General features: G+C 65.6%; 15 protein-coding genes. 11 read left to right on the top strand and 4 right to left on the bottom strand.

The window, feature by feature from the left end; all coding sequences use genetic code 11:
• Window positions 1-22: 22 nt before the first annotated feature.
• Genes C6P61_RS00815 through mrdA form a run of 4 tightly spaced genes read left to right on the top strand, consistent with a single transcriptional unit; the run spans window position 23 to window position 4,462 of the window.
• The gene (locus C6P61_RS00815; protein WP_105728025.1) at window positions 23-1,069 is read left to right on the top strand and encodes a rod shape-determining protein; all 1,047 of its coding nucleotides are present in this window, start codon (window positions 23-25) and stop codon (window positions 1,067-1,069) included.
• Between the two features lie 19 nt (window positions 1,070-1,088).
• On the top strand, window positions 1,089-1,973 hold the full coding sequence (mreC, locus tag C6P61_RS00810) for a rod shape-determining protein MreC (protein ID WP_105728024.1): 885 nt from the start codon (window positions 1,089-1,091) through the stop codon (window positions 1,971-1,973).
• Entirely contained in the window at window positions 1,970-2,500 is a 531-nt protein-coding gene (gene mreD / locus C6P61_RS00805) for a rod shape-determining protein MreD (RefSeq protein ID WP_105728023.1), read from the top strand. Before mreC ends, mreD begins: the two co-directional genes overlap by 4 nt.
• 6 nt (window positions 2,501-2,506) lie before the next feature.
• Entirely contained in the window at window positions 2,507-4,462 is a 1,956-nt protein-coding gene (gene mrdA, locus C6P61_RS00800; protein ID WP_105728022.1) for a penicillin-binding protein 2, read from the top strand.
• 65 nt (window positions 4,463-4,527) lie between these two features.
• Here mrdA and C6P61_RS00795 read toward each other — a convergent pair whose 3' ends face one another.
• Complete coding sequence (locus C6P61_RS00795; RefSeq protein WP_105728021.1) at window positions 4,528-6,021, bottom strand: bifunctional aminoglycoside phosphotransferase/ATP-binding protein; 1,494 nt, start codon at window positions 6,019-6,021, stop codon at window positions 4,528-4,530.
• 264 nt (window positions 6,022-6,285) lie between these two features.
• On the opposite strand from C6P61_RS00795, the gene C6P61_RS00790 reads away from it, so the two are divergent.
• Window positions 6,286-7,440: a Fic family protein gene (locus C6P61_RS00790; RefSeq protein WP_105728020.1), complete on the top strand. Its 1,155-nt coding sequence runs from the start codon at window positions 6,286-6,288 to the stop codon at window positions 7,438-7,440.
• Window positions 7,441-7,565: 125 nt separating this feature from the next.
• Here C6P61_RS00790 and C6P61_RS00785 read toward each other — a convergent pair whose 3' ends face one another.
• On the bottom strand, window positions 7,566-8,567 hold the full coding sequence (locus tag C6P61_RS00785; RefSeq protein WP_161125798.1) for a porin: 1,002 nt from the start codon (window positions 8,565-8,567) through the stop codon (window positions 7,566-7,568).
• 276 nt (window positions 8,568-8,843) lie between these two features.
• A complete protein-coding gene (locus C6P61_RS00780) occupies window positions 8,844-9,830 on the bottom strand; it encodes a porin (RefSeq protein ID WP_105728018.1) in 987 nt (328 codons plus the stop codon).
• A gap of 407 nt (window positions 9,831-10,237) precedes the next feature.
• Between C6P61_RS00780 and groES the strand changes: the two genes are divergently transcribed.
• Window positions 10,238-10,525, top strand: a complete 288-nt coding sequence (gene groES / locus C6P61_RS00775) for a co-chaperone GroES (RefSeq protein ID WP_105728017.1) — start codon at window positions 10,238-10,240, stop codon at window positions 10,523-10,525.
• Between the two features lie 96 nt (window positions 10,526-10,621).
• On the top strand, window positions 10,622-12,268 hold the full coding sequence (gene groL / locus C6P61_RS00770; protein ID WP_105728016.1) for a chaperonin GroEL: 1,647 nt from the start codon (window positions 10,622-10,624) through the stop codon (window positions 12,266-12,268).
• Window positions 12,269-12,357: 89 nt separating this feature from the next.
• Here the strand turns inward: groL and C6P61_RS00765 are convergent, their stop codons facing one another.
• Window positions 12,358-12,894: a MarR family winged helix-turn-helix transcriptional regulator gene (locus tag C6P61_RS00765; RefSeq protein WP_105728015.1), complete on the bottom strand. Its 537-nt coding sequence runs from the start codon at window positions 12,892-12,894 to the stop codon at window positions 12,358-12,360.
• 100 nt (window positions 12,895-12,994) lie between these two features.
• On the opposite strand from C6P61_RS00765, the gene C6P61_RS00760 reads away from it, so the two are divergent.
• The 4 genes from C6P61_RS00760 to C6P61_RS00745 all read left to right on the top strand — a co-directional run bounded on the left by C6P61_RS00760 (window position 12,995) and on the right by C6P61_RS00745 (window position 20,876).
• Window positions 12,995-13,966 carry a Bug family tripartite tricarboxylate transporter substrate binding protein gene (locus tag C6P61_RS00760; RefSeq protein WP_105728014.1) on the top strand — a complete coding sequence of 324 codons (972 nt, stop codon included), beginning with the start codon at window positions 12,995-12,997 and terminating at the stop codon, window positions 13,964-13,966.
• A gap of 26 nt (window positions 13,967-13,992) precedes the next feature.
• Window positions 13,993-15,309 carry a sulfatase family protein gene (locus C6P61_RS00755; protein WP_105728013.1) on the top strand — a complete coding sequence of 439 codons (1,317 nt, stop codon included), beginning with the start codon at window positions 13,993-13,995 and terminating at the stop codon, window positions 15,307-15,309.
• A gap of 25 nt (window positions 15,310-15,334) precedes the next feature.
• Window positions 15,335-17,026 (top strand): SulP family inorganic anion transporter, encoded by a 1,692-nt coding sequence (locus C6P61_RS00750; protein ID WP_105728012.1) that lies wholly within the window; start codon window positions 15,335-15,337, stop codon window positions 17,024-17,026.
• A gap of 253 nt (window positions 17,027-17,279) precedes the next feature.
• The gene (locus tag C6P61_RS00745) at window positions 17,280-20,876 is read left to right on the top strand and encodes an LAGLIDADG family homing endonuclease (RefSeq protein ID WP_105728049.1); all 3,597 of its coding nucleotides are present in this window, start codon (window positions 17,280-17,282) and stop codon (window positions 20,874-20,876) included.
• Window positions 20,877-20,879: the final 3 nt, after the last annotated feature.

The following is a 20,879-nucleotide window of genomic DNA, read 5'->3' as shown; positions in this document are numbered from 1 at the left end:
AGGCCTCACAGGATATCCAGACATGTTCGAAGTTTTCCGTCGGCATTTCTCCACCGACCTGGCAATTGACCTCGGCACCGCCAACACCCTGATCTACATGCGCGACAAGGGCATCGTGCTCGACGAACCGTCGGTGGTCGCGATCCGTCACGAAGGCGGCCCGAGCGGCAAGAAGACGATCCAGGCGGTCGGCCGGGAAGCCAAGGCCATGCTCGGCAAGGTGCCGGGCAACATCGAGGCGATCCGCCCGATGAAGGACGGCGTGATCGCCGACTTCGTGGTCACCGAGCAGATGATCAAGCAGTTCATTAAGATGGTGCACCCGCGCAGCCTGCTGACGCCGAGCCCGCGCATCATCATCTGCGTGCCCTGCGGCTCGACCCAGGTCGAGCGCCGCGCGATCAAGGATGCGGCCGAGGCCGCTGGCGCCAGCGCGGTCTACCTGATCGAGGAACCGATGGCCGCCGCGATCGGCGCCGGACTGCCGGTATCAGAAGCCTCGGGCTCGATGGTGATCGACATTGGCGGCGGCACGACCGAAGTCGGCGTCATCAGCCTGGGCGGCATGGTCTACAAGGGCAGCGTGCGCGTCGGTGGCGACAAGTTCGACGACGCCATCATCAACTACATCCGCCGCAACTACGGCATGCTGATCGGCGAGCAAACCGCCGAAGCGATCAAGAAGCAGATCGGCTCGGCCTTCCCCGGCTCCGAGATCAAGGAGATGGAAGTCAAGGGCCGCAACCTGTCCGAAGGCGTGCCGCGCAGCTTCACGATCAGCAGCAACGAGGTGCTGGAAGCGCTGACCGATCCGCTGAACCAGATCGTATCGGCGGTCAAGATCGCGCTCGAGCAGACCCCGCCCGAGCTGGGCGCCGACATCGCCGAGCGCGGCATGATGCTGACGGGCGGCGGCGCGCTGCTGAGCGACCTCGACCGCCTGCTGGCCGAGGAAACCGGCCTGCCGGTGCTGGTGGCCGAAGAGCCGCTGACCTGCGTCGTGCGCGGTTGCGGCATGGCGCTCGAACGCATGGATCGCCTGGGCGGCAGCGTCCTGTCCCACGAATAAACCCTGAGCGGCTCGGGCCATGCCGAAGGCGACCGTAGACCGCAGACCTCCGCCGCTGTTCCGGCAGGGCCTGACGCCCCTGTCCAAGCTGCTGCTGCTGAGCGCGCTGTCGGTGCTGCTGATGGTGGTCGACACCCGCTTGCAGCTGGGCGCGCCGCTGCGCGCGGCCGTCGCCACCGCGCTGACGCCGCTGCAATGGCTGGCGCTGGCGCCGATCCGCGCCTTGCAGGCCGGCAGCGGCTACCTCGGCAGCCTGCAAGCCGCACAACAGGAAGCCAGTGCCGCGCGCACCGAGCTGACGCGCCAGGTCCAGCGCGCGGCCCAGGTCGAGCATCTGGGTCAGGAAAACCGCGAGCTGCGCGCCCTGCTCGGCATGCGTGAACGGCTGACGGTGAAGGCGCATGGCGCCGAAGCCCTGTATGACAGCGCCGACCCCTATACCCGCAAGCTCGTGATCGACCGCGGCGAAGCCCAGGGCATCAAGCCCGGCTCGCCGGTCATGGACGGCTACGGTGTGCTGGGCCAGGTCACCCGGGTCTACCCCTTGGTGTCCGAGGTCACGCTGCTGACCGACCGCGACCAGGCGATTCCCGTGCTCAATACCCGTACCGGACAGCGCAGCGTCGCCTACGGCCAGCCCCGGCAGGGACTGCTCGAACTGCGCTTCATCGCCGCCAGTGCCGACCTCGAGGTCGGCGACCTGCTGACCACCAGCGGCGTCGATGGCATCTACCCGCCCGGGCTGCCGGTCGCCCATATCCACAGCATCACCCACCAGGGCGACGGCGGCTTCGCGCGCGTGCTGTGCCAGCCGATGGCACGGCCGGAACATTCGCTGCAGCTGCTGGTGCTGGAGCCCTTGAACGACAAGCCCCTGCGCAACCCCGAAGGGAGCAAGCGATGATCATGCCGGCTGGCCAGCCCCTGCTGCTGCCTGTCAAGCCCTGGTTCATCGGCTTGAGCCTGGTGCTGGCGCTGCTGCTCGAAATGATGCTGGGCATGGGCCTGAGCGATCGCGCCGCCTGGGCGCCCAGCCTGCTCGCCGTCGTGCTGCTGTTCTGGGTCGTGCACGAACCACGCCGGCTCGGCATCGGAGCCTGCTTTGCCTTTGGCATCGCGCTGGACGTGCACCAGGGCGCGCTGCTGGGCCAGCATGCGCTGGCTTTCTCGGCGCTCGCCTTCCTGGGCCTGCAAGTGCACCGGCGCCTGCTCTGGTTCGCGCTGCCGACCCAGGCCCTGCATGTGCTGCCGCTGCTGCTGGCCGCGCATGCGCTGCAATGGCTGGTCAGACTGCTGACGGGATCGGGCTGGCCCGACTGGAGCGCGCTGCTGGCGCCGCTGATCGAGGCCGCGCTCTGGCTGCCGGCCAACTGGCTGCTGCTGGCGCCGCAGCGGCGCGCGCACGACCCCGACGACAGCCGTCCGCTCTGAGCCGTCATGGAGTTGCGCAACCTCGAGCAGCAACTGGCCCAGTTCCGTTCCCGGGTCTGGGTCGCGGGCCTGTTCGCCGCGTTCTGCTTCAGCCTGGTGCTGGCACGCATGTTCTACCTGCAGGTGATCCGGCACGAGGACCTGCTCGAGCAGGCCGAGTCGAACCGGATCGCGGTGCTGCCGGTGGTACCGCACCGCGGCCTGATCACGGACCGCAACGGCGTGGTGCTGGCCAACAACTACTCGGCCTACACGCTCGAGATCACGCCCTCCAAGGTCGGCAAGCTCGACGAGGTGATCGAAGGCCTGAAGGAGCTGATCGAGATCACCCCGCGCGACCTGCGCCGCTTCAAGCGCCTGTCGGAGGAGTCGCGCCGCTTCGACTCGATCCCGATCCGCACGCGCCTGAGCGACGAGGAGATCGCCCGCTTCGCGGCCCAGCGCTACCGCTTCCCGGGCGTCGAGATCCAGGCCCGGCTGTTCCGCCACTATCCGCTGGGCGAGACCGCCAGCCATGTGATCGGCTATATCGGCCGCATCAACGCGCGCGAGAAGGCGCAGATGGAGGACTGGAGCGACGAGGAAATCGCCAACTACCGCGGCACCGAGTACATCGGCAAGCTCGGGGTCGAGCAGAGCTACGAGCAGGTGCTGCACGGCATCACCGGTTTCGAGCGGGTCGAGACCTCGGCCGGCGGCCACGCGGTGCGCAAGCTGGCCGACTCGCCCGCGACGCCAGGCAACACCGTCAAGCTCACGATCGACATCAAGCTGCAGAAGATGGTCGAGGACCTGTTTGGCGACCGTCGCGGCGCGCTGGTCGCGATCGACCCGCGCAATGGCGAACTGCTGGCCTTCGTCAGCAAGCCGACCTTCGACCCGAACCTGTTCGTCGAGGGCATCGATGTCGAGAACTGGAAGGCACTCAACGAGTCGATCGACAAGCCGCTGCTGAACCGCGCGCTGCGCGGCACCTACCCGCCCGGATCGACCTACAAGCCCTTCATGGCGCTGGCCGCACTCGAGCTGGGCAAGCGCAAGGCCGAAACCGTGATCAACGACCCGGGCTACTGGGAGTTCGGCGGCCACCGCTTCCGCAGCCATGGCGACGGCGGGCTCGGGGCGGTCAACATGCGCCGCAGCATCGTGGTGTCGAGCAACGTCTACTACTACATCCTCGCCAACGACCTCGGCGTCGATGCGATCCACGACTTCATGGCACCGCTGGGCTTTGGCCAGATCACCGGCATCGACCTGCGCGGCGAGGTCCGTGGCGTGCTGCCGAACCAGGAGTGGAAGCGCAACACCTACAAACGCCCCGAGCAGCGCAAATGGTATGCGGGCGAGACGATCTCGCTCGGCATCGGCCAGGGCTACAACAGCTTCACGATGCTGCAGCTCGCGCACGCGACCGCGACGCTGGCCAACGGCGGCGTCAAGCACAAGCCGCATGTGCTGCTGGCCACGCAGGATGTCGTGACCCGGGCCGAGACCCCGGCCGAGGTCGGACCCGGCGAATCGCTCGGCTACAAGCCCGCACATGTCGCCACCGTGCTCAGCGCGATGGAAGGCGTGACGACCGAAGGCACCGGCACCCGGGTCTTCGCCGGCGCGCCCTACCGCAGCGGCGGCAAGACCGGCACCGCGCAGGCCGTGACGATCGGGCAGAAGGACAAGTACAACGCCGCGCGAATGGCCGAGCGCCAACGCGACCACGCGCTCTATTCGGCCTTCGCGCCGGCGGACAAGCCACAGGTCGCGCTGGCCGTGATCGTCGAGAACGCCGGCTTCGGCGCCGCCAGCGCGGCGCCGATCGCGCGCCGCGTCTTCGACTACCTGCTGCAAGGCCGCTACCCGAGCGAGGACGATATCCGCGCGACCCGGCTCGGCCAGTCAGGCAGCCCGATCGGGCCGTTCCGCCCGGCCAGCGAAGTCGAATGGCCCCCGGCTGCGCTACGCTGACCCCTCTGCGACCGGACTTCTGAGCCTGCTGCGGGCAGCAGCCACACAGCCGCCAGCAGAAACCTTCAGCGCGTCCAGTCCGCCAGCAAGGCTGCGGCTGCCCCGCGTAGCTGCTCCAGGCTGCCGTCATTGCACAGCACGCGGTGTTCGGCCGCCCAGTCGGCCGGGACCGCCTCGACCGTCTCGCGCTGGTGCCGCAGCACCTCGATGCCGGCATCCGACGCATCGGTACCGGCGGCAGTGCGCTGCAGCAGCCGGCGCTCCATCAAGGCCGGATCGGTGCGGCATTCGACCAGCAGGCAAGGCAGCTGGCGGCGCTGCGCCAGCTGCCGCAGCGCGGCACGCTCGGACTGGCGCAGCAAGGCGGCATCGATCACGACCGAGTGGCCGGCGGCCAGCAAGCCATCGGCCAGCTCGACCAGGCGCGCGTAAGTGGCCAGAGTCGCCGCGGCGCCGTAGAGGTCAAGCCTCGGCGTCGGCCGATCGGTCGCCGCCAGCCCATGGAGCCGCTTGCGCTCGACATCGGAGCGCAGCCTGATCGCACCCGACTGCTCGGCCAGCATGGCCGCCAGCGTGGACTTGCCGGCGCCGCTCAGGCCCATGACCAGCAGCAGGCGCGGCGGTGGCGGATCGGCCGCCAGCCTTTCTGCCAGCGGCCAGTAGCGCAGGAAGCCCTCGGTCTGCCCCGACAGCAAGGCCACCTTGGCCCGCACCAGCGCACGGTAGGCGGCAAAGGCACGCAAGCCGGTCAGGCCATCGAAATCGCCGCTGCGCTCGACATAGCCGTTGACCAGGTGCCAGGCCAGCTCGGCCTGCCCGCAGGCCAGCAGGTCCATGAAGGCAAAGGCGAGGTCGTTGATCAGGTCGATGCAGCGCAGCGCGGGCTCGAACTCGATCGCATCGAAGGCAATCACGGCTTCGCGCCACAGCACCAGATTGCCCAGATGCAGGTCGCCATGGCACTCGCGCAGGAAACCGCCCTGCAAGCGGCGCGTACGCCAGCCAGCCTGGGTTTCGAGCAGGGTCAGCAAGCGCTCGCGCAAGGCCTGGACCCGGACCCGATCGACCTCGGGCGGACGCCCGGGATTGGATTCGGCCTCATCCAGGCTCTCGCAGGTCCAGGCCACGACATCCTTGGCCGGTGCCTCGGCAGGCGCCAGCGCGGGCAGGCGGCGATGAAAGTCGGCCACATGCGCGGCCAGTGCGTCAATCTGACTGGCCTGCAACTGCCCGGAGGCGGCGAGCTCGGACAGCAGGGCCCCGGCGGGAAAGCGCCGCATGCGCAGCACCCATTCGATCGGCTCGCCTGCGCCCCCCAGCACGGGGACAGAAGCGCTGCCCGTGACCGGCAACAGGTCGAGGTAGAGCTCGGGCGCGGTGCGTTGGTTCAGACGCAGCTCCTCGGCCAGGAAATGCCGGCGCAAGGCCAGGGTCGAGAAATCCAGGAAAGGCAGCTTGACCGGCTTCTTGAGCTTGTAGGCGTAGTCGCCAGCAAGCCAGACGGTCGAGATATGGGTGTCGATCCGGACGGCACCGGGCAGGCAGAGGCTTAGGTCCATGGCTGGATTGTGCGCGCCCCGGCGATGCTTTTCCTGCCTAGCTCGGCAGCTTCTTGCGATGGCTCGTAGCGCCAGTCTGCCACGTTCCGTGTCGCCCGCACGAGCGACACCGGGCAGACAAGAGTTCACACTGGTACAGTGCAGAATCCACTCTTGCAATATACAGATAATTGATCTATAAAAATACCATAAGTCAATGATATATATATATATATTAAATTTTTTCAAAGAAAAACTTTGAGCATACTCCAGATAGTCACTGCTATGCCCATCTGCAAGCACATCGAACTCAGCCTTGTCAAACCAGCCTTCGACTCAGCTCTGGTCGACGTTTTGACAGAACTTGAACACCTCAGACGCCTCCAGCTGGGGGGCACCACCCCCGCACCAGTGTTCTACCAACTCAAACATGTTTTCCACATTCTGGAAAGCCTGGGTTCTGCACGCATTGAAGGCAACCACACCACCCTGGCAGACTATGTTGAAAGCTCGCTTGAAGGCGCCGCCACGACGGCAGACCATCTGCGCGAAATCGCCAACATCGAAACTGCAATGGCCTACATCGAGGAGTCGATGAAGCCCGGTGCGGACATATCCGAACATTTCATTCGCGAGTTGCATGTCTTGACTGTCAACGACCTGGTGCGCGAGGGTGACGACCGCCCTGGCGCCTACCGGCTGATGCCGGTACGAATTGCACAGGCAGAACATCTGCCTCCAGATGCACTGCTGGTCGGTGACTACATGCGGGAACTGGTCAGCTTCATCAACTACCAGGATGCCCCCAAGTACGACTTGATCAAGGTCGCGCTGGCGCATCACCGCTTTGGCTGGATCCACCCGTTTGGCAATGGCAATGGCCGCGTGGTGCGACTGCTGACTTATGCGCTACTGATCAAGTACGGATTCAACGTTCAGGCTGGCGGCCGCGTGCTGAACCCCACGGCAGTTTTCTGCAGCGACCGCGAGCAGTACTACGCCATGCTGGCGCGTGCCGACCGCGGGCAAGCTGATGATCTTGAGCACTGGTGCACCTATGTCCTGCAGGGCATCCTCACGGAACTGCAAAAGGTCGATCAACTGACCCGTTACGACTACCTGACACAGAAAATCCTGCTGCCAGCCCTGGCCTACGCACGCAACAGGGCTTTGCTCACGGAGCAGGAAGAGAGCATTCTGAGCACTGCAGTCCGGCTCGGCATCGTCAAGGCTGCCGACCTGGGAGTCGCCATGCCTGGTCTCAACGCGACGCAGCGCACTTACCAGATTCGCAAGCTGGTCGAGCGCAAGATGCTGCAGCCGATACAGCCCAATGCACGCCAGTACACCCTGGGCTTCGACAACAACTACCTGATGCGCGGCGTGATCCACGCGCTGTCGCAGGAGAACTTCATCTCACAGCCGCTCAAGGGGGCTTGAGCAGCACCAGCCGTACCAATCTGGGGCTGCTCTACCTGTCGGGCGCCAATACGAACAAAGCCTGACAGCTTGCGCAGTCAGGCTTTTGGGTTTCTTCAGACCAGCTGGCTCACGCCAGCGGGAAATCAGAAGACGTGACGGACGCCAACGCCGAAAGCGGTAGCTTCCTTGCTGGAGTTCTTGACTTCGTACGACTTGTAGCCAGCGTAAGCGGTGGTGCGCTTGGACAGGGCGTAGGTAGCAGCCAGGTCGAAGCCCGAACGCTCTTCGAGGGTGACACCGGCGGTGTTTTCTTGCTTGCCGTTGGCGTAGCCGAAGTAGACGGTGGTGGCGCCGAACGGTGCCGACACGCCGACTTGGTATTCCTGATCTTCAGAGCCAGCACGGTCGGCCTTGTTGTAGCCAGCCGACAGCTTGGCAACGCCGAAGTCGTAGGTACCAGCCACCAAGTTGTACTTGGTGTCGGTGCCGGTGGCAGCTTGCAGAGCCTGGTGAGCGTAGCCGACCAGCACCGGGCCGTTGGCGTACTTCACGTGCAGCGACAGGGTGTCGGTGGAGTCACGGCCCGGGGTGTAGGTGGTGCCGTTCAGGTCCTTGTTCTCGCCGAAAGCGTAGGCAACAGCACCGCTGAAGCCGCTGTAGGTGTTGCTGTCGAAGCGGACCGAGTTGTTGGTGCGGTTGGCGTAGTCGCCGCCAACTGCCCAGACGTCGCCGGTCACAGCCATGTTGGTATCAGCCGTGTTGTTGGTCGCGCCGCGCAGCGAGTCGTAGGCGGTGTAGTTGCGGCCCAGTTCAACGGTACCGAAGTTGCCCGACAGGCCGACGGTGGCCTTGCGGTTGAAGGTCTGGCCAGCCACCGAGGCGGTGCCGTCATCCATGTTCATGCCAGCTTCCAGCACGAAGTTGGCCTTCAGGCCATTGCCCAGGTCTTCGGTGCCCTTGAAGCCCCACAGGCTGTTGTTCAGGATGTTGGATTGCAGCTTGGTGCGGGTAACGCCGTCACCACCGATGCTGTCCTTGAAGCTGCCGACGCCAGCGTCAACGCGACCGTACAGGGTCACGGAGGATTGAGCGGAAGCGGCACCAGCAGCGGCCAGCAGGGCCAGAACGATCAGATTCTTTTTCATGGGGTTATCTCCAAAAATTGATTTACTTCGATCACGGCATCCTGCCGCGCCTGACTTCAAGCTAGAGAAGCTGAATGAATTAAAGCAGAGAGCCCCGCCCCCACCAAGGATTGGGGCGGCGTCATACCCGAAAAATGTTGCAAGCACACAACAAACTAGGGTTAACCATAAGCCGGATGGAGTCTGGGCAGGACGGGTCACGCCCATGAAAAAAGCCAGTCGGCAAACCGACTGGCTTTTGGCTTGTGATCAACAGCGGGCTAGCCCGCCGCAAGATCAGAAAGCGTGCTTGACGCCGACCGCGTAAACGGTGGTCTTGCCGATGTCCACGCCAGCGGCGTTCTCGGTGGTAGCTTGGGTAGCGCCAGCGTAAGCGGTGGTGCGCTTGGACAGCAGGTAGGCAGCAGCCAGACCGAAACCGTTGGTCTCGCTCAGCTTGGCGCCAGCGCCATTTTCCTTCTTGGAGAAGGCGTAGCCAGCCGACAGGACCAGGTTCGAAGCGACCGGGTAGTCAACGCCGATTTCGTATTCGTTGGTTTCGTTGTTGTTGGCGAAATCAACCAGGCCGTAGGAAGCCTTCAGCGTGGCGACGCCGAGGTTGTACGAACCGTTCAGGCGGGTAGCCTTGTCTTCGCCAGCAGCGCCCAGGTCCTTGACTGCGTAGCCGAGGCCAGCAGCGAACGGGCCGTTGGCGTACTGACCAGCCAGCGAGTAGCTGTTGGTTGCGTCAACGGTAGCGGTCTTGTTTTCGCCGAAGCTGTAGCTGGCGGAACCGGAGAAGCCGCTGAAGGCAGGCGAGATGTACTTGACGGTGTTGGCGTCATTGGTGGCGAAAGCACCGGACTCGAACACGTTGTTCATCGGGGTCAGGGCGCCGTCGAACACGGTGGCAGCAGCGCCGCTCACGTCGTCGAATGCGTTGAACTGCTTACCGAGCTTGACGGTACCGAAGTTGCCAGCCAGACCGACCGATGCTTCACGGTTGAAGCCAGAAGCTGCGACACCGGTGTCCAGAGCAAAACCCTGCTCCAGAGTGAAGATGGCCTTCAGACCGCCACCCAGGTCTTCCGAACCCATCAGGCCGAAACGGCTGCCGTCGACGCCGCCGTCGGTCAGGCCGATTTGCTTGAGCTTGGCTGCGCCCACGCCGGTTTCGGTGGAACCGAACCAGACGTCAGCGATACCGTACAGCTGCACGGAGGATTGAGCGGAAGCGGCACCAGCGGCGGCCATCACGGCCAGAGCGATCAGAGACTTTTTCATATCGAATTCCTCTTGAGGTAGGGGTTGGACGCATCGAGGTGCGTCTGGCAAACTTTCATCACAGGAAATGAAAACGCAAAGCAATTTCACCAGATAACGGGCCAAAAATCCAGGTTTACCCTTGGTTTTGCGGCGGACCGTGTCATAAAAACGACACTTTTTCGCGCTAGTGTCCCAAGGGTTTACCCGAAACCGATAAGCACCGTGACTGTCCCAGCCAAGATCAGCTGAGGCTCACCGGCAAGCGCCAGGGCTGACCTCGGGCCGGAACGTTTGAGCGGCACTCGACCCCACACTTGAAAACCCGGCGCCCAGCCCTTATGATTAGCACTCGATGGCAACGAGTGCTAACAGCATCCGAGGCCAGCCCTGACAACCCCTGTGTCTTTGAATTCGGAGTGAATCCCATGAAACTGCGTCCCCTCGCCGATCGCGTGATCGTCAAGCGCCTGGAAAACGAAACCAAGACCGCATCGGGCATCTACATCCCCGACAACGCCGCCGAGAAGCCCGACCAGGGCGAAGTGCTGGCCGTCGGCCCGGGCAAGACCAATGACAAGGGCGAGACCAAGGCCCTGACCGTCAAGGTCGGCGACCGCGTCCTGTTCGGCAAGTACAGCGGCCAGACCGTCAAGATCGACGGCGACGAGCTGCTGGTCATGAAGGAAGACGACCTGTTCGCAGTAGTGGAGTGATTTGCGGGACAGACCGAACGACGCGCGCAGCGCCCGGTCGCTCTGTCCTCAACTGACTAGGTCTCTATAAGCTTAAGTATTCAAGGAATCTGAAAAATGGCAGCAAAAGACGTTGTTTTCGGCGCTGACGCACGCGCTCGCATGGTCGAAGGCGTGAACATCCTGGCCAACGCGGTCAAGGTCACCCTGGGCCCCAAGGGTCGCAACGTGGTGCTGGAGCGTTCCTTCGGCGCCCCGACCGTGACCAAGGACGGCGTGTCCGTGGCCAAGGAAATCGAGCTGAAGGACAAGCTCATGAACATGGGCGCCCAGATGGTCAAGGAAGTCGCTTCCAAGACTTCTGACAACGCTGGCGACGGCACCACCACCGCTACCGTGCTGGCTCAGTCGATCGTGCGCGAAGGCATGAAGTATGTCGCCGCCGGCATGAACCCGATGGACCTCAAGCGCGGCATCGACAAGGCGGTCGAAGCGCTGATCGTCGAGCTGAAGAAGGCCTCCAAGGCCACCACGACCAGCAAGGAAATTGCCCAGGTCGGCTCGATCTCGGCCAACAGCGACTACTCGATCGGCGAGATCATCGCCAACGCGATGGACAAGGTCGGCAAGGAAGGCGTGATCACCGTTGAAGACGGCAAGTCGCTGCAGAACGAACTCGACGTCGTCGAAGGCATGCAGTTCGACCGCGGCTACCTGTCGCCCTACTTCATCAACAACCCGGAAAAGCAGGCTGCCCTGCTGGACAACCCGTTTGTCCTGCTGTTCGACAAGAAGATCAGCAACATCCGCGACCTGCTGCCGACGCTCGAAGCCGTTGCCAAGGCTGGCCGTCCGCTGCTGATCATCGCCGAGGACGTCGAAGGCGAAGCGCTGGCGACCCTGGTGGTCAACACCATCCGTGGCATCCTGAAGGTTGTCGCCGTCAAGGCTCCGGGCTTCGGCGACCGCCGCAAGGCCATGCTGGAAGACATCGCCATCCTGACCGGCGGCAAGGTGATCGCCGAGGAAGTCGGCCTGACCCTGGACAAGGTGACCCTGGCCGATCTGGGCCAGGCCAAGCGCATCGAAGTGGGCAAGGAAAACACCACCATCATCGACGGTGCTGGCGCTGAAGACGACATCCAGGCACGCGTCAAGCAGATCCGCATCCAGATCGAGGAAGCCACCAGCGACTACGACCGCGAGAAGCTGCAAGAGCGCGTGGCCAAGCTGGCCGGCGGCGTGGCCGTGATCAAGGTCGGCGCTGCCACCGAAGTCGAGATGAAGGAAAAGAAGGCCCGCGTCGAAGACGCGCTGCACGCGACCCGCGCAGCCGTTGAAGAAGGCATCGTGGCCGGCGGTGGCGTGGCCCTGCTGCGCGCACGCGCCCAGGTTGGCGCCCTCAAGGGTGACAACCACGACCAGGACGCCGGCATCAAGCTGGTGCTGAAGGCGATCGAAGCGCCGCTGCGCGAAATCGTCTCCAACGCTGGCGACGAGCCGAGCGTGGTCGTCAACGCCGTGCTGGCCGGTTCGGGCAACTACGGCTTCAACGCCGCCAACCACACCTACGGCGACATGATCGAGATGGGCATCCTGGACCCGACCAAGGTGACCCGCACCGCGCTGCAGAACGCCGCTTCGGTCGCTTCGCTGATGCTGACCACCGAGTGCATGGTCGCCGAGTCCCCGAAGGACGACGCTCCGGCCGGCGGCATGCCCGACATGGGCGGCATGGGTGGCATGGGCGGCATGGGCATGTAATGCCTGCCTGACGGCTGCAGCTGCGGCCGTCGCCAAGAACAACCCGCCTGGGCTAACCCGGCGGGTTTTTTTGCGTCCGGCGCTAGCGGCTAGCGGCCAGCGCCCTGGTTGACGCGGCCACTGCCGCCCTTGTGACGCTGGATACGCGGCAACTGGTCGTCGTTGTGCTGCACCACCAGGCTGGCATGGGCCTGCAGTCTTGTCAGCAGCCCGTCGAGCTGCGCCAGCTCGGCTGCGCTCAGCGGCGCCAGCAGTTCCCGGTTGATGCGTCGCGCCTCGGGCATCAGTTGCTCGTAGAGCGCCTGGCCGGCGGCAGTCAAGGCCAGTTCGGCCTGGCGCCGGTCCTGCGGCAGCGGGCGGCGCTCGAGCAGGCCCTTGTCGACCAGTCCGCCGATGGCGCGCGAGGTGCGCGCCTTGTCGAGGCTGGACAAGCTGGCGAGCTCGGTCGGCGACAGACCGGGCTTGAGCGCGAGCTGCGCCAGCAGCCGCCATTCGCGCCGGGTGATGCCGAACTGGCCTTCGCACAGCCGCACCACCAGACTGCCGCCGGTCGAAACCAGGCGGCCCAGGCGATAGAGCAGCAGGTCGTTGACCGTCTCGAGCCCGCTCAATCCGGTCGATGGCATCAGGGTTTTTTCCTAGAACAGTTGATTTGAACAAGTGATTGTTACACCCCTACATTCTGGGCACGCGCTTGATCCAAGTCAAAACATCAGGAGACAAATCATGAAACGCCCCACCTTCCGCCTGCTGACGCTGTGCCTGTCGGCCTGCTGCGCCTGGACTCCGGCCATGGCCCAGGACAGTTTTCCGAGCAAGACGATCAAGATCGTCAACAACTTCGCCGCCGGCGGTCCTTCTGACGTGCTGGCGCGCTCGATCGGGCAGGTGCTGGCCGAGAAGTTCAAGCAAGCCGTGATCGTCGAGAACAAGCCTGGCGCGGCGGGCAATCTCGGCGCCGATGCGGTGGTCAAGAGCCCGGCCGACGGCCACACGCTGCTGTTCAGCATCGACACCACCTTCACGGTCAACCCGCATATCTACGGCAAGACCATGCCGTTCAAGGCCAGCGAGCTCAGGCCGGTGGTGATCATCAGCTCCTCGGGCCTGATGGTGGCGGTCAATCCGGCCACCGGCATCAAGACGCTGAAGGACTTCATCGCTGTCGGCAAGGCCAAGGGCCTGACCCTGAGCTCGGCGGGCAACGGAGCGCCGGGCCACCTGGCGGCCGAACGCCTGACCGATGCGGCCCAGATCAAGATCACCCATATTCCCTACAAGGGCAACTCGCCGGCCGTCACGGCGGTGCTGGCCAACGAGGTCGATGGCGGCGTGCTGGCCACGTCCGGCCTGCTGCCGTTCGTGCGCAGCGGCAAGATCACCGGCCTGGCGGTGACCAGTTCCAAGCGCTCCAGGCTGGCACCCGAACTGCCGACGGTAGCCGAACTCGGCATGAAGGAGCTGGAGCAGGACATCCTCTATCTGGCGCTGGTGCCGAGCGCAACACCGGAAGCCGTGGTGCAGAAACTGCAGACGGGCATCCTGGAAGCACTCAAGCGGCCCGAGTTCGAGAGCCGCCTGGCCAACCTGGACATGGCACTTGAAGGCCAGACCGGCGCCGAAGCCAGCAAGCGCCTGGCCGAGACCTCGGAACGCTACGGCAAGCTGGTGCGCGCTACTGGCATGAAGGTGGAATGAGGCCGCGCGCCAGCAGGAGCTCCAACATGAAAAAACCCAACTTCATCTTCATCGTTGCCGACGACCTCGGCTTTGCCGACCTGGGCTGCTATGGCGGGCGCGAGGCCGAATTCGGTCAGGTGTCGCCGGTGCTCGACCAATTGGCGGCCAACGGGCTCAAGTTCACCCAGGGCTATTCCAACTCGCCGGTCTGCTCGCCGACCCGCTTTGCCATGATCACGGCGCGCTGGCAGTACCGCCTGCGCGGCGGCGCCGACGAGCCGATCAACAGCAAGAGCAAGGGCAGCACGGTGCTGGGCCTGCCGCCCGAGATTCCGACCCTGCCCTCGCTGCTCAAGGACAATGGCTACCGCACCGCGCTGATCGGCAAATGGCACTTGGGCTATCCGCCGGCCTTCGGCCCGCTCCAGTCGGGCTACGAGGAGTTCTTCGGCCCGATGTCGGGCGGGGTCGACTACTTCAGCCATTGCAGCAGCAGCGGCACACATGACCTGTATTTTGGCGAGGAGGCGCACAGCGAGGAAGGCTACCTGACCGACCTGCTGTCGCAGCGCGCGGTCGACTATGTCGACCGGATGGCGCAGCAGGATGCCCCCTTCCTGCTGAGCCTGCACTACACGGCGCCGCACTGGCCCTGGGAGACACGCGACGACGAAGCTCTGTCCAAAGAGGTCAAGGACAACCTGTTTCACCTGCATGGCGGCAACATCCACACCTACCGCCGCATGATCCACCACATGGACGAAGGCATAGGCTGGCTGGTCGAGGCGCTGCGGCGCAATGGTCAGCTCGACAACACCCTGCTCGTGTTCACCAGCGACAACGGCGGCGAGCGTTTCTCCGACAACTGGCCGCTGGTCGGCGGCAAGATGGACCTGACCGAGGGCGGCATCCGGGTGCCATGGATCGCGCACTGGCCGGCGGTGATCGCACCCGGACGCAACAGCACCCAGTCCTGCATGACGATGGACTGGTCGGCCACGATGCTGGCGGCCGCGGGTGTCGCGGCCGATCCGGACTATCCGCTCGACGGCGTCTCGCTGCTGCCGGTGCTGCAGGCCGAACAGCAGGAGTTTGCACGGCCGCTGTATTGGCGCATGAACCACCGCGGCCAGCGTGCGCTGCGCGACGGCGACTGGAAATACCTGCGCGTCGACGGCAACGACTATCTGTTCAACCTGCCGGCCGACGAGCGCGAGCGTGCCAACCTGGGCCCGCGCGAGCCCGAACGGCTGGCAGCGATGCGGGCGCGCTGGGAAGCCTGGAACGACTCGGTGCCGCCGATCCCGCTCGATGCCACCATCAGCCTGGGTTATTCCTACAAGGACATGCCGCAACGCTGATGAACCGAGCTGACGACCTACGGCCATGAAGCGACTGCAACGCTGGCTCCCCTTCCTGTCCTGGCCCAGGCCCGACGCCGCGCTGCTGCGCAGCGAGGCCATGGCCGGGCTGGCCGTCGGCCTGATGGTGATTCCGCAGGGCGTGGCCTATGCGGCGCTGGCCGGCATGCCGCTGGTGACCGGCATCTATGCCTCGATGCTGCCGGCGCTGCTGGCAGTGCTGTTCAGCAGTTCGGTCCGGCTGTCGGTCGGGCCCACCGCGCTGAGCTGCCTGCTGGTCAGCGCCTCGCTCACTGGCCTGGCCGAGCCCGGCAGTGCGCGCTGGGTCGAACTGGCGGTCTGGCTGGCCCTGCTGTCGGGACTGTTGCAGGTCGCGCTCGGCTTGATGCGCTTTGGCTGGCTGCTGAACCTGGTCAATGCGCCGGTGCTGATGGCCTTCACCCAGGCGGCCGCGCTGCTGATCATCGGCTCGCAGCTGCGCGATCTGCTGGGCATCCAGCTGAGCTGGGACCAATGGCTGCAGGCGCCCGCCCTGCATTGGCCTTCGCTGGCCTTCGGCCTGGCCAGCCTGGCGCTGCTGCAGCTGGCCAGGCGCTGGAAGCCGGCCTTTCCCTCGGTGCTGCTGATCGTGCTGGCCAGCGCGGCGCTGTCCTGGGCACTGGATTTCGAGGCCGGTGGCGGTCAGGTGGTGGGCGCGCTGCCACAGGGCCTGCCGGCGCTGTATTGGCCGGCGCTGCCCGAACTGTCCACCCTGACCCAGCTGCTGCTGCCGACGCTGATCGTCACGCTGGCGAGCTTCCTCGAGACTGCCTCCAGCGCCAAGGTCGACAACGAGCGCCAAGGCAAACGCTGGAACCAGAACCAGGACCTGATCGGCCAGGGCCTGGGCAAGCTGGCCTCGGGATTCAGTGGCGCTTTCCCGACCAGTTCGTCGTTCTCGCGCTCGGCGCTCAACCTGTATGCGGGCGCGCGCACCGGCTGGGCCACGCTGTTCTCGGTCGCGGTCGTGTTCGGCGCGCTGCTGGTCTTCACGCCGGTGCTGCGCCATGTGCCGCAGGCGGTGCTGGCCGCGATCGTGCTGGTCGCCGTGCTGGGGCTGATCAAGCCGCGCGAGTTCGCACGCCTGTGGCGCATCTCGCGCGTCGAGGCGGTGATCGCCGGCGTGACTTTTGCCGTCACCCTGCTGGCAGCGCCGCGACTGTACTGGGGCGTGCTGGCCGGCGTGCTGATGGCGCTGAGCTTGTTCGTGTTCCAGCGCCTGCGCCCGCGCATCATCGAGGTCGGACAGCACCCGGACGGCAGCCTGCGCGACCGCCTGCTCTGGAAACTGCCGCCATTGGCCGCGCGCACCTACGCGCTGCGCATGGATGCAGCGCTGGATTTCGCCAGTGCCGCCGACTTCGAGCGCGCCATCATCGAGTACCTGGCCCGGCACCCGGAGACCGAACAGGTCTGCCTGTTTGCCCAGCCGATCAACCGGATCGATGCCACCGGGGTCGAGCTGTTCGCCAAGCTGGTGCGGCAGTTGCAGACGCGCCACATCAGGCTGCACATCAGTGGCATCAAGCTGCCGGTGGAACAGGCGCTGCGGCGCGCGGACTGTCTGCGCGCCTCGCCCCAGCTGGCGCTTTACCGCACCGATGCCGAAGCGCTGACGGCCCTGCAGCGGCCAGGCCGGCTGGCGGACATGCCCTGCGATCCCTGGCCAGTGATCTGAAGCGGGCCGCCCCGGGGACGAAACTGCAACGCACAGCCCCTAGCACAAACACTAGATGTAGTGAGGAAAATAATTTCCGGCACTACATCTAGTGCCGAATCGCGTTCGCCGCTAAAATCGGCTCGCTGCCCAGATGAGCGGGCGGCAAGTTTTTCGGGCTCGGCAGTCCGAGCGGTGTCCCTGCTGGCGCCTCCCACTGCCCGCCCTGCGGCACCGGTCTACCCGGCTGCCCCCACCAGACCCAAGGATGAAGATGAAACTCGACGACCTGCATCTGTCGGCCCACGCAATGGCCCCGCAACCGATCAGCCTGGACGTGCTGCGCGAGAAATACCTCAAGGGCGACGAGTCCAGCATCGAGGACCTGTACGCCCGCGTCGCGCGCGCGCTGGCCTCGGTCGAGCAGCCCGAGCTGCGCGAAGAATACGAAGCGCGCTTCCTGCAGAACCTGCATGCCGGCGCGATCGGCGCCGGCCGCATCATGAGCGCCGCCGGCACCGACATCCAGGCCACGCTGATCAACTGCTTCGTGCAGCCGGTCGGCGACTGCATCCAGGGCGTAGACGACGAGGGCTTCCCCGGCATCTACGAGGCGCTGCGCGAAGCTGCCGAGACCATGCGCCGCGGCGGCGGCGTCGGCTACGACTTCTCGCGCATCCGCCCCAAGGGCGCGCGCGTCAAGGGCACGGCCTCGATGGCATCGGGCCCCTGCAGCTATATCAATGTGTTCGACCAGTCCTGCTCGACGGTCGAGAGCGCCGGCGCGCGCCGCGGCGCCCAGATGGGGGTGCTGCGTATCGACCATCCGGACGTGCGCGAGTTCATCACCGCCAAGCGCACCCCGGGTCGCTGGAACAACTTCAACGTCTCGGTCGGCGTGTCGGACGCCTTCATGCAGGCCGTGGTCGCTGATGCCGACTGGCAGCTGGTGCACCGCGCCATGCCGGGCGAGACCCTGCTGGCCGCCGGCGCTCACATGCGCGAGGACGGTCTCTGGGTCTACCAGACCCTGCCGGCGCGCGAGCTCTGGGACACCGTGATGAAGTCGGCCTACGACTTCGCCGAGCCGGGCATCCTGTTCCTGGACAACATCAACACCGACAACAACCTGAGCTACTGCGAGACCATCGCCGCGACCAACCCCTGTGTCACGGCTGACACCTGGGTGATGACGGAGGACGGGCCGCGCCAGGTCGCCAGCCTGATCGGCCAGGATTTCAAGGCGGTGATCGACGGCCGCAGCTACCGGCTGCAGAGCCAGGGTTTCTTCGAGACCGGACACAAGCCGGTGCTGAGCCTGCGTACCCGCGAGGGCTACCGCCTGCGCCTGACCGCCGACCACCGCGTGCGCCGTGTCGCCCGCAAGACCCGTCACAGCCTGGAACTCGACTGGGTGGAGGCCGGCCAACTGCAGGCGGGCGACGAGATCGTGCTCAACGATCACCGGGCGCTGACGGGCTGGAGCGGCCAGGGCAACGAGGCCGAAGGCTACCTGATCGGCCTGCTGCTGGGTGACGGCACGCTGAAGGCCGACAAGGCCGTGCTGTCGGTCTGGGCGCCCGAGTTGCGCCTGGTCGGCCAGGACGGTCCGGTCCTGCGCGCCGGCAATGGCATCATGCAGGCGGCCGAGGCCGCTGCCGCCACGCTGGCGCATCGTGCCGACTTCAAGGGCTTCCAGCGTCCGCTGGCCAGCCACGGCGAAGCCCGTCTGGCCAGCACTGCACTGCGCGATCTGGCCTTCAGCTTGGGGCTGAGCGTTGGCAACAAGTGCATCACGCCGGCGATCGAGCAACAATCCTCGGCTTTCGCCGCAGGCATGCTGCGCGGCCTGTTCGATGCCGACGGCAGCGTGCAAGGCACGCAGGACAAGGGCGTGAGCATCCGCCTGTCGCAGAGCGACGCCGAGCTGCTCGAAGGCGCGCAGCGCATGCTGCTACGCCTGGGCATCGTATCCACGCTGTACCGCAACCGCCGCCCGGCCGGCCTGAGCCTGCTGCCCAATGGCCAAGGCGGCAGCAGCGAATACCCCACCCAAGCACAGCACGAGCTGGTGATCAGCGGCGACAACCTGCGCCTGTTCGCCGACCGGATCGGCTTTGCCGACGAGGACAAGGCCGCGCGACTGGAGCAGTCGCTCGCCAGCTACCGGCGCGAGCTCAACCGCGAGCGCTTCATTGCCACCGTCGAATCGCTGCAAGCCGACGGCGAGGAAACCGTCTACGACGTGACGGTGGACGATGTCCATGCCTTTGATGCCAATGGCCTGGTGGTGCACAACTGCGGCGAGCAGCCTCTGCCTTCCTACGGCTGCTGCGACCTGGGTCCGGTGATCCTGACCCGCTTCGTGCGCCATCCCTTCGGCCGCGACGGCGAGGCCAGCTTCGACTTCGAGGCCTTCGAGCAGGTCGTGGCACTCCAGGTGCGCGCGCTCGACAACGTGCTCGACCTGACCTGGTGGCCGCTGCCGCAGCAGAACGAGGAATCGAAGTCCAAGCGCCGCATCGGCGTCGGCTTCACCGGCATGGGCAACACGCTGACGCTGCTGAACCTGCGCTACGACAGCGAAGCCGGCCGGTCGATGGCCGCCCGCATCGCCGAAGCCATGCGCGACGCCGCCTACCGCGCCTCGGTCGAGCTGGCGCAGGAAAAAGGCGCCTTCCCGCTGTTCGACGCCGACGGCTACCTGCAGGCCGGCACCTTCGCCAGCCGCCTGCCGGCAGACATCCAGCAGGCGATCCGCCAGCATGGCATCCGCAACAGCCATCTGCTGTCGATCGCGCCGACCGGCACCGTGAGCCTGGCCTTCGCCGACAACGCCTCCAACGGCATCGAACCGGCGTTCTCCTGGACCTACACCCGCAAGAAGCGCGAGGCCGACGGCAGCCGCAGCGAGTACCAGGTGCAGGACCATGCCTGGCGTCTGTGGCAGGAACTCGGCGGCGACCCGGAGCAGCTGCCCGAAGGCTTCGTCAACGCGCTCGAGATGAAGGCGGCCGACCACATCGGCATGATGCAGGCGGTCCAGCCCTTCGTCGACACCGCGATCTCCAAGACCGTCAACGTACCGGCCGACTACCGCTACGAGGACTTCAAGGACCTGTACCTGCAGGCCTGGAACGCACGCCTCAAGGGCCTGGCGACCTACCGCCCGAACAGCATCCTAGGCTCGGTGCTCGAAGTTACTCCGGCACCGGCTCCGGCCGCTGCCCCGGCGCCCGCCGCGGCACCGGTGCCAGCTGCAGTCCCGTTCGACCCGATGCGCACCGTGATCGAGAGCCGCCCCAAGGGCGCGCTGTCGGCGGTGGCCGAGAAGCTCGAGTACTGGACCCAGGAAGGCCAGAAGACGCTGTACCTGATCGTGTCCTTCCTGCCGGTGGCCGACGGCAACGGCAAGACGGTGGACCGCGCGGTCGAGTTCTTCATGCCGGTCGGCCAGAGCAACGAGTCGCAGCAGTGGATCACCTCGAGCATGCGCCTGCTGTCGCTGGCCGCGCGCGGTGGTTTCCTGGAGCGCGCACTGAGCGACATGCGCAAGGTGGCCTGGGACCGCGGACCGGTACGCCTGGGCACGCATGAGCGCGAGGACGGGGTCCGCATTCCGATGTGGCACGACTCGGAAGTGGCAGCGATCGCGTTTGCGATCCAGAACATCCTGCTGCTGCGCTCGCGCCAGAACGAGCAGTCCGAGCAGCTCGACCTGCCGCTGGCCGAGCAGGATGCCGCGCCGGCCTCCGAAGCCCCGCCCGTGATGGCCGGCAAGAAATGCCCCGAATGCGGCGCCCATGCCGTGATCAAGAAGGACGGCTGCGAGTACTGCACCCAGTGCGGCCACCTGGGCAGCTGCGGCTGAGCC

The sequence above is a fragment of the Malikia spinosa genome (assembly GCF_002980625.1).
Lineage (GTDB): Bacteria > Pseudomonadota > Gammaproteobacteria > Burkholderiales > Burkholderiaceae_C > Malikia > Malikia spinosa.
Note: the sequence above shows the minus strand (reverse complement) of the source record. Positions and strands in the feature narration are given on the sequence as shown.

Coding starts and splice junctions, on each gene's coding strand:
- C6P61_RS00815 (WP_105728025.1), top strand. CDS start 23: ATGTTCGAAGTTTTCCGTCGGCATTTCTCCACCGACCTGGCAATTGAC.
- mreD (WP_105728023.1), top strand. CDS start 1,970: ATGATCATGCCGGCTGGCCAGCCCCTGCTGCTGCCTGTCAAGCCCTGG.
- C6P61_RS00750 (WP_105728012.1), top strand. CDS start 15,335: ATGAAGCGACTGCAACGCTGGCTCCCCTTCCTGTCCTGGCCCAGGCCC.
- C6P61_RS00760 (WP_105728014.1), top strand. CDS start 12,995: ATGAAACGCCCCACCTTCCGCCTGCTGACGCTGTGCCTGTCGGCCTGC.
- C6P61_RS00795 (WP_105728021.1), bottom strand. CDS start 6,021: ATGGACCTAAGCCTCTGCCTGCCCGGTGCCGTCCGGATCGACACCCAT.
- C6P61_RS00755 (WP_105728013.1), top strand. CDS start 13,993: ATGAAAAAACCCAACTTCATCTTCATCGTTGCCGACGACCTCGGCTTT.
- C6P61_RS00785 (WP_161125798.1), bottom strand. CDS start 8,567: ATGAAAAAGAATCTGATCGTTCTGGCCCTGCTGGCCGCTGCTGGTGCC.
- C6P61_RS00790 (WP_105728020.1), top strand. CDS start 6,286: ATGCCCATCTGCAAGCACATCGAACTCAGCCTTGTCAAACCAGCCTTC.
- C6P61_RS00780 (WP_105728018.1), bottom strand. CDS start 9,830: ATGAAAAAGTCTCTGATCGCTCTGGCCGTGATGGCCGCCGCTGGTGCC.
- C6P61_RS00745 (WP_105728049.1), top strand. CDS start 17,280: ATGAAACTCGACGACCTGCATCTGTCGGCCCACGCAATGGCCCCGCAA.
- mrdA (WP_105728022.1), top strand. CDS start 2,507: ATGGAGTTGCGCAACCTCGAGCAGCAACTGGCCCAGTTCCGTTCCCGG.
- groES (WP_105728017.1), top strand. CDS start 10,238: ATGAAACTGCGTCCCCTCGCCGATCGCGTGATCGTCAAGCGCCTGGAA.
- mreC (WP_105728024.1), top strand. CDS start 1,089: ATGCCGAAGGCGACCGTAGACCGCAGACCTCCGCCGCTGTTCCGGCAG.
- groL (WP_105728016.1), top strand. CDS start 10,622: ATGGCAGCAAAAGACGTTGTTTTCGGCGCTGACGCACGCGCTCGCATG.
- C6P61_RS00765 (WP_105728015.1), bottom strand. CDS start 12,894: ATGCCATCGACCGGATTGAGCGGGCTCGAGACGGTCAACGACCTGCTG.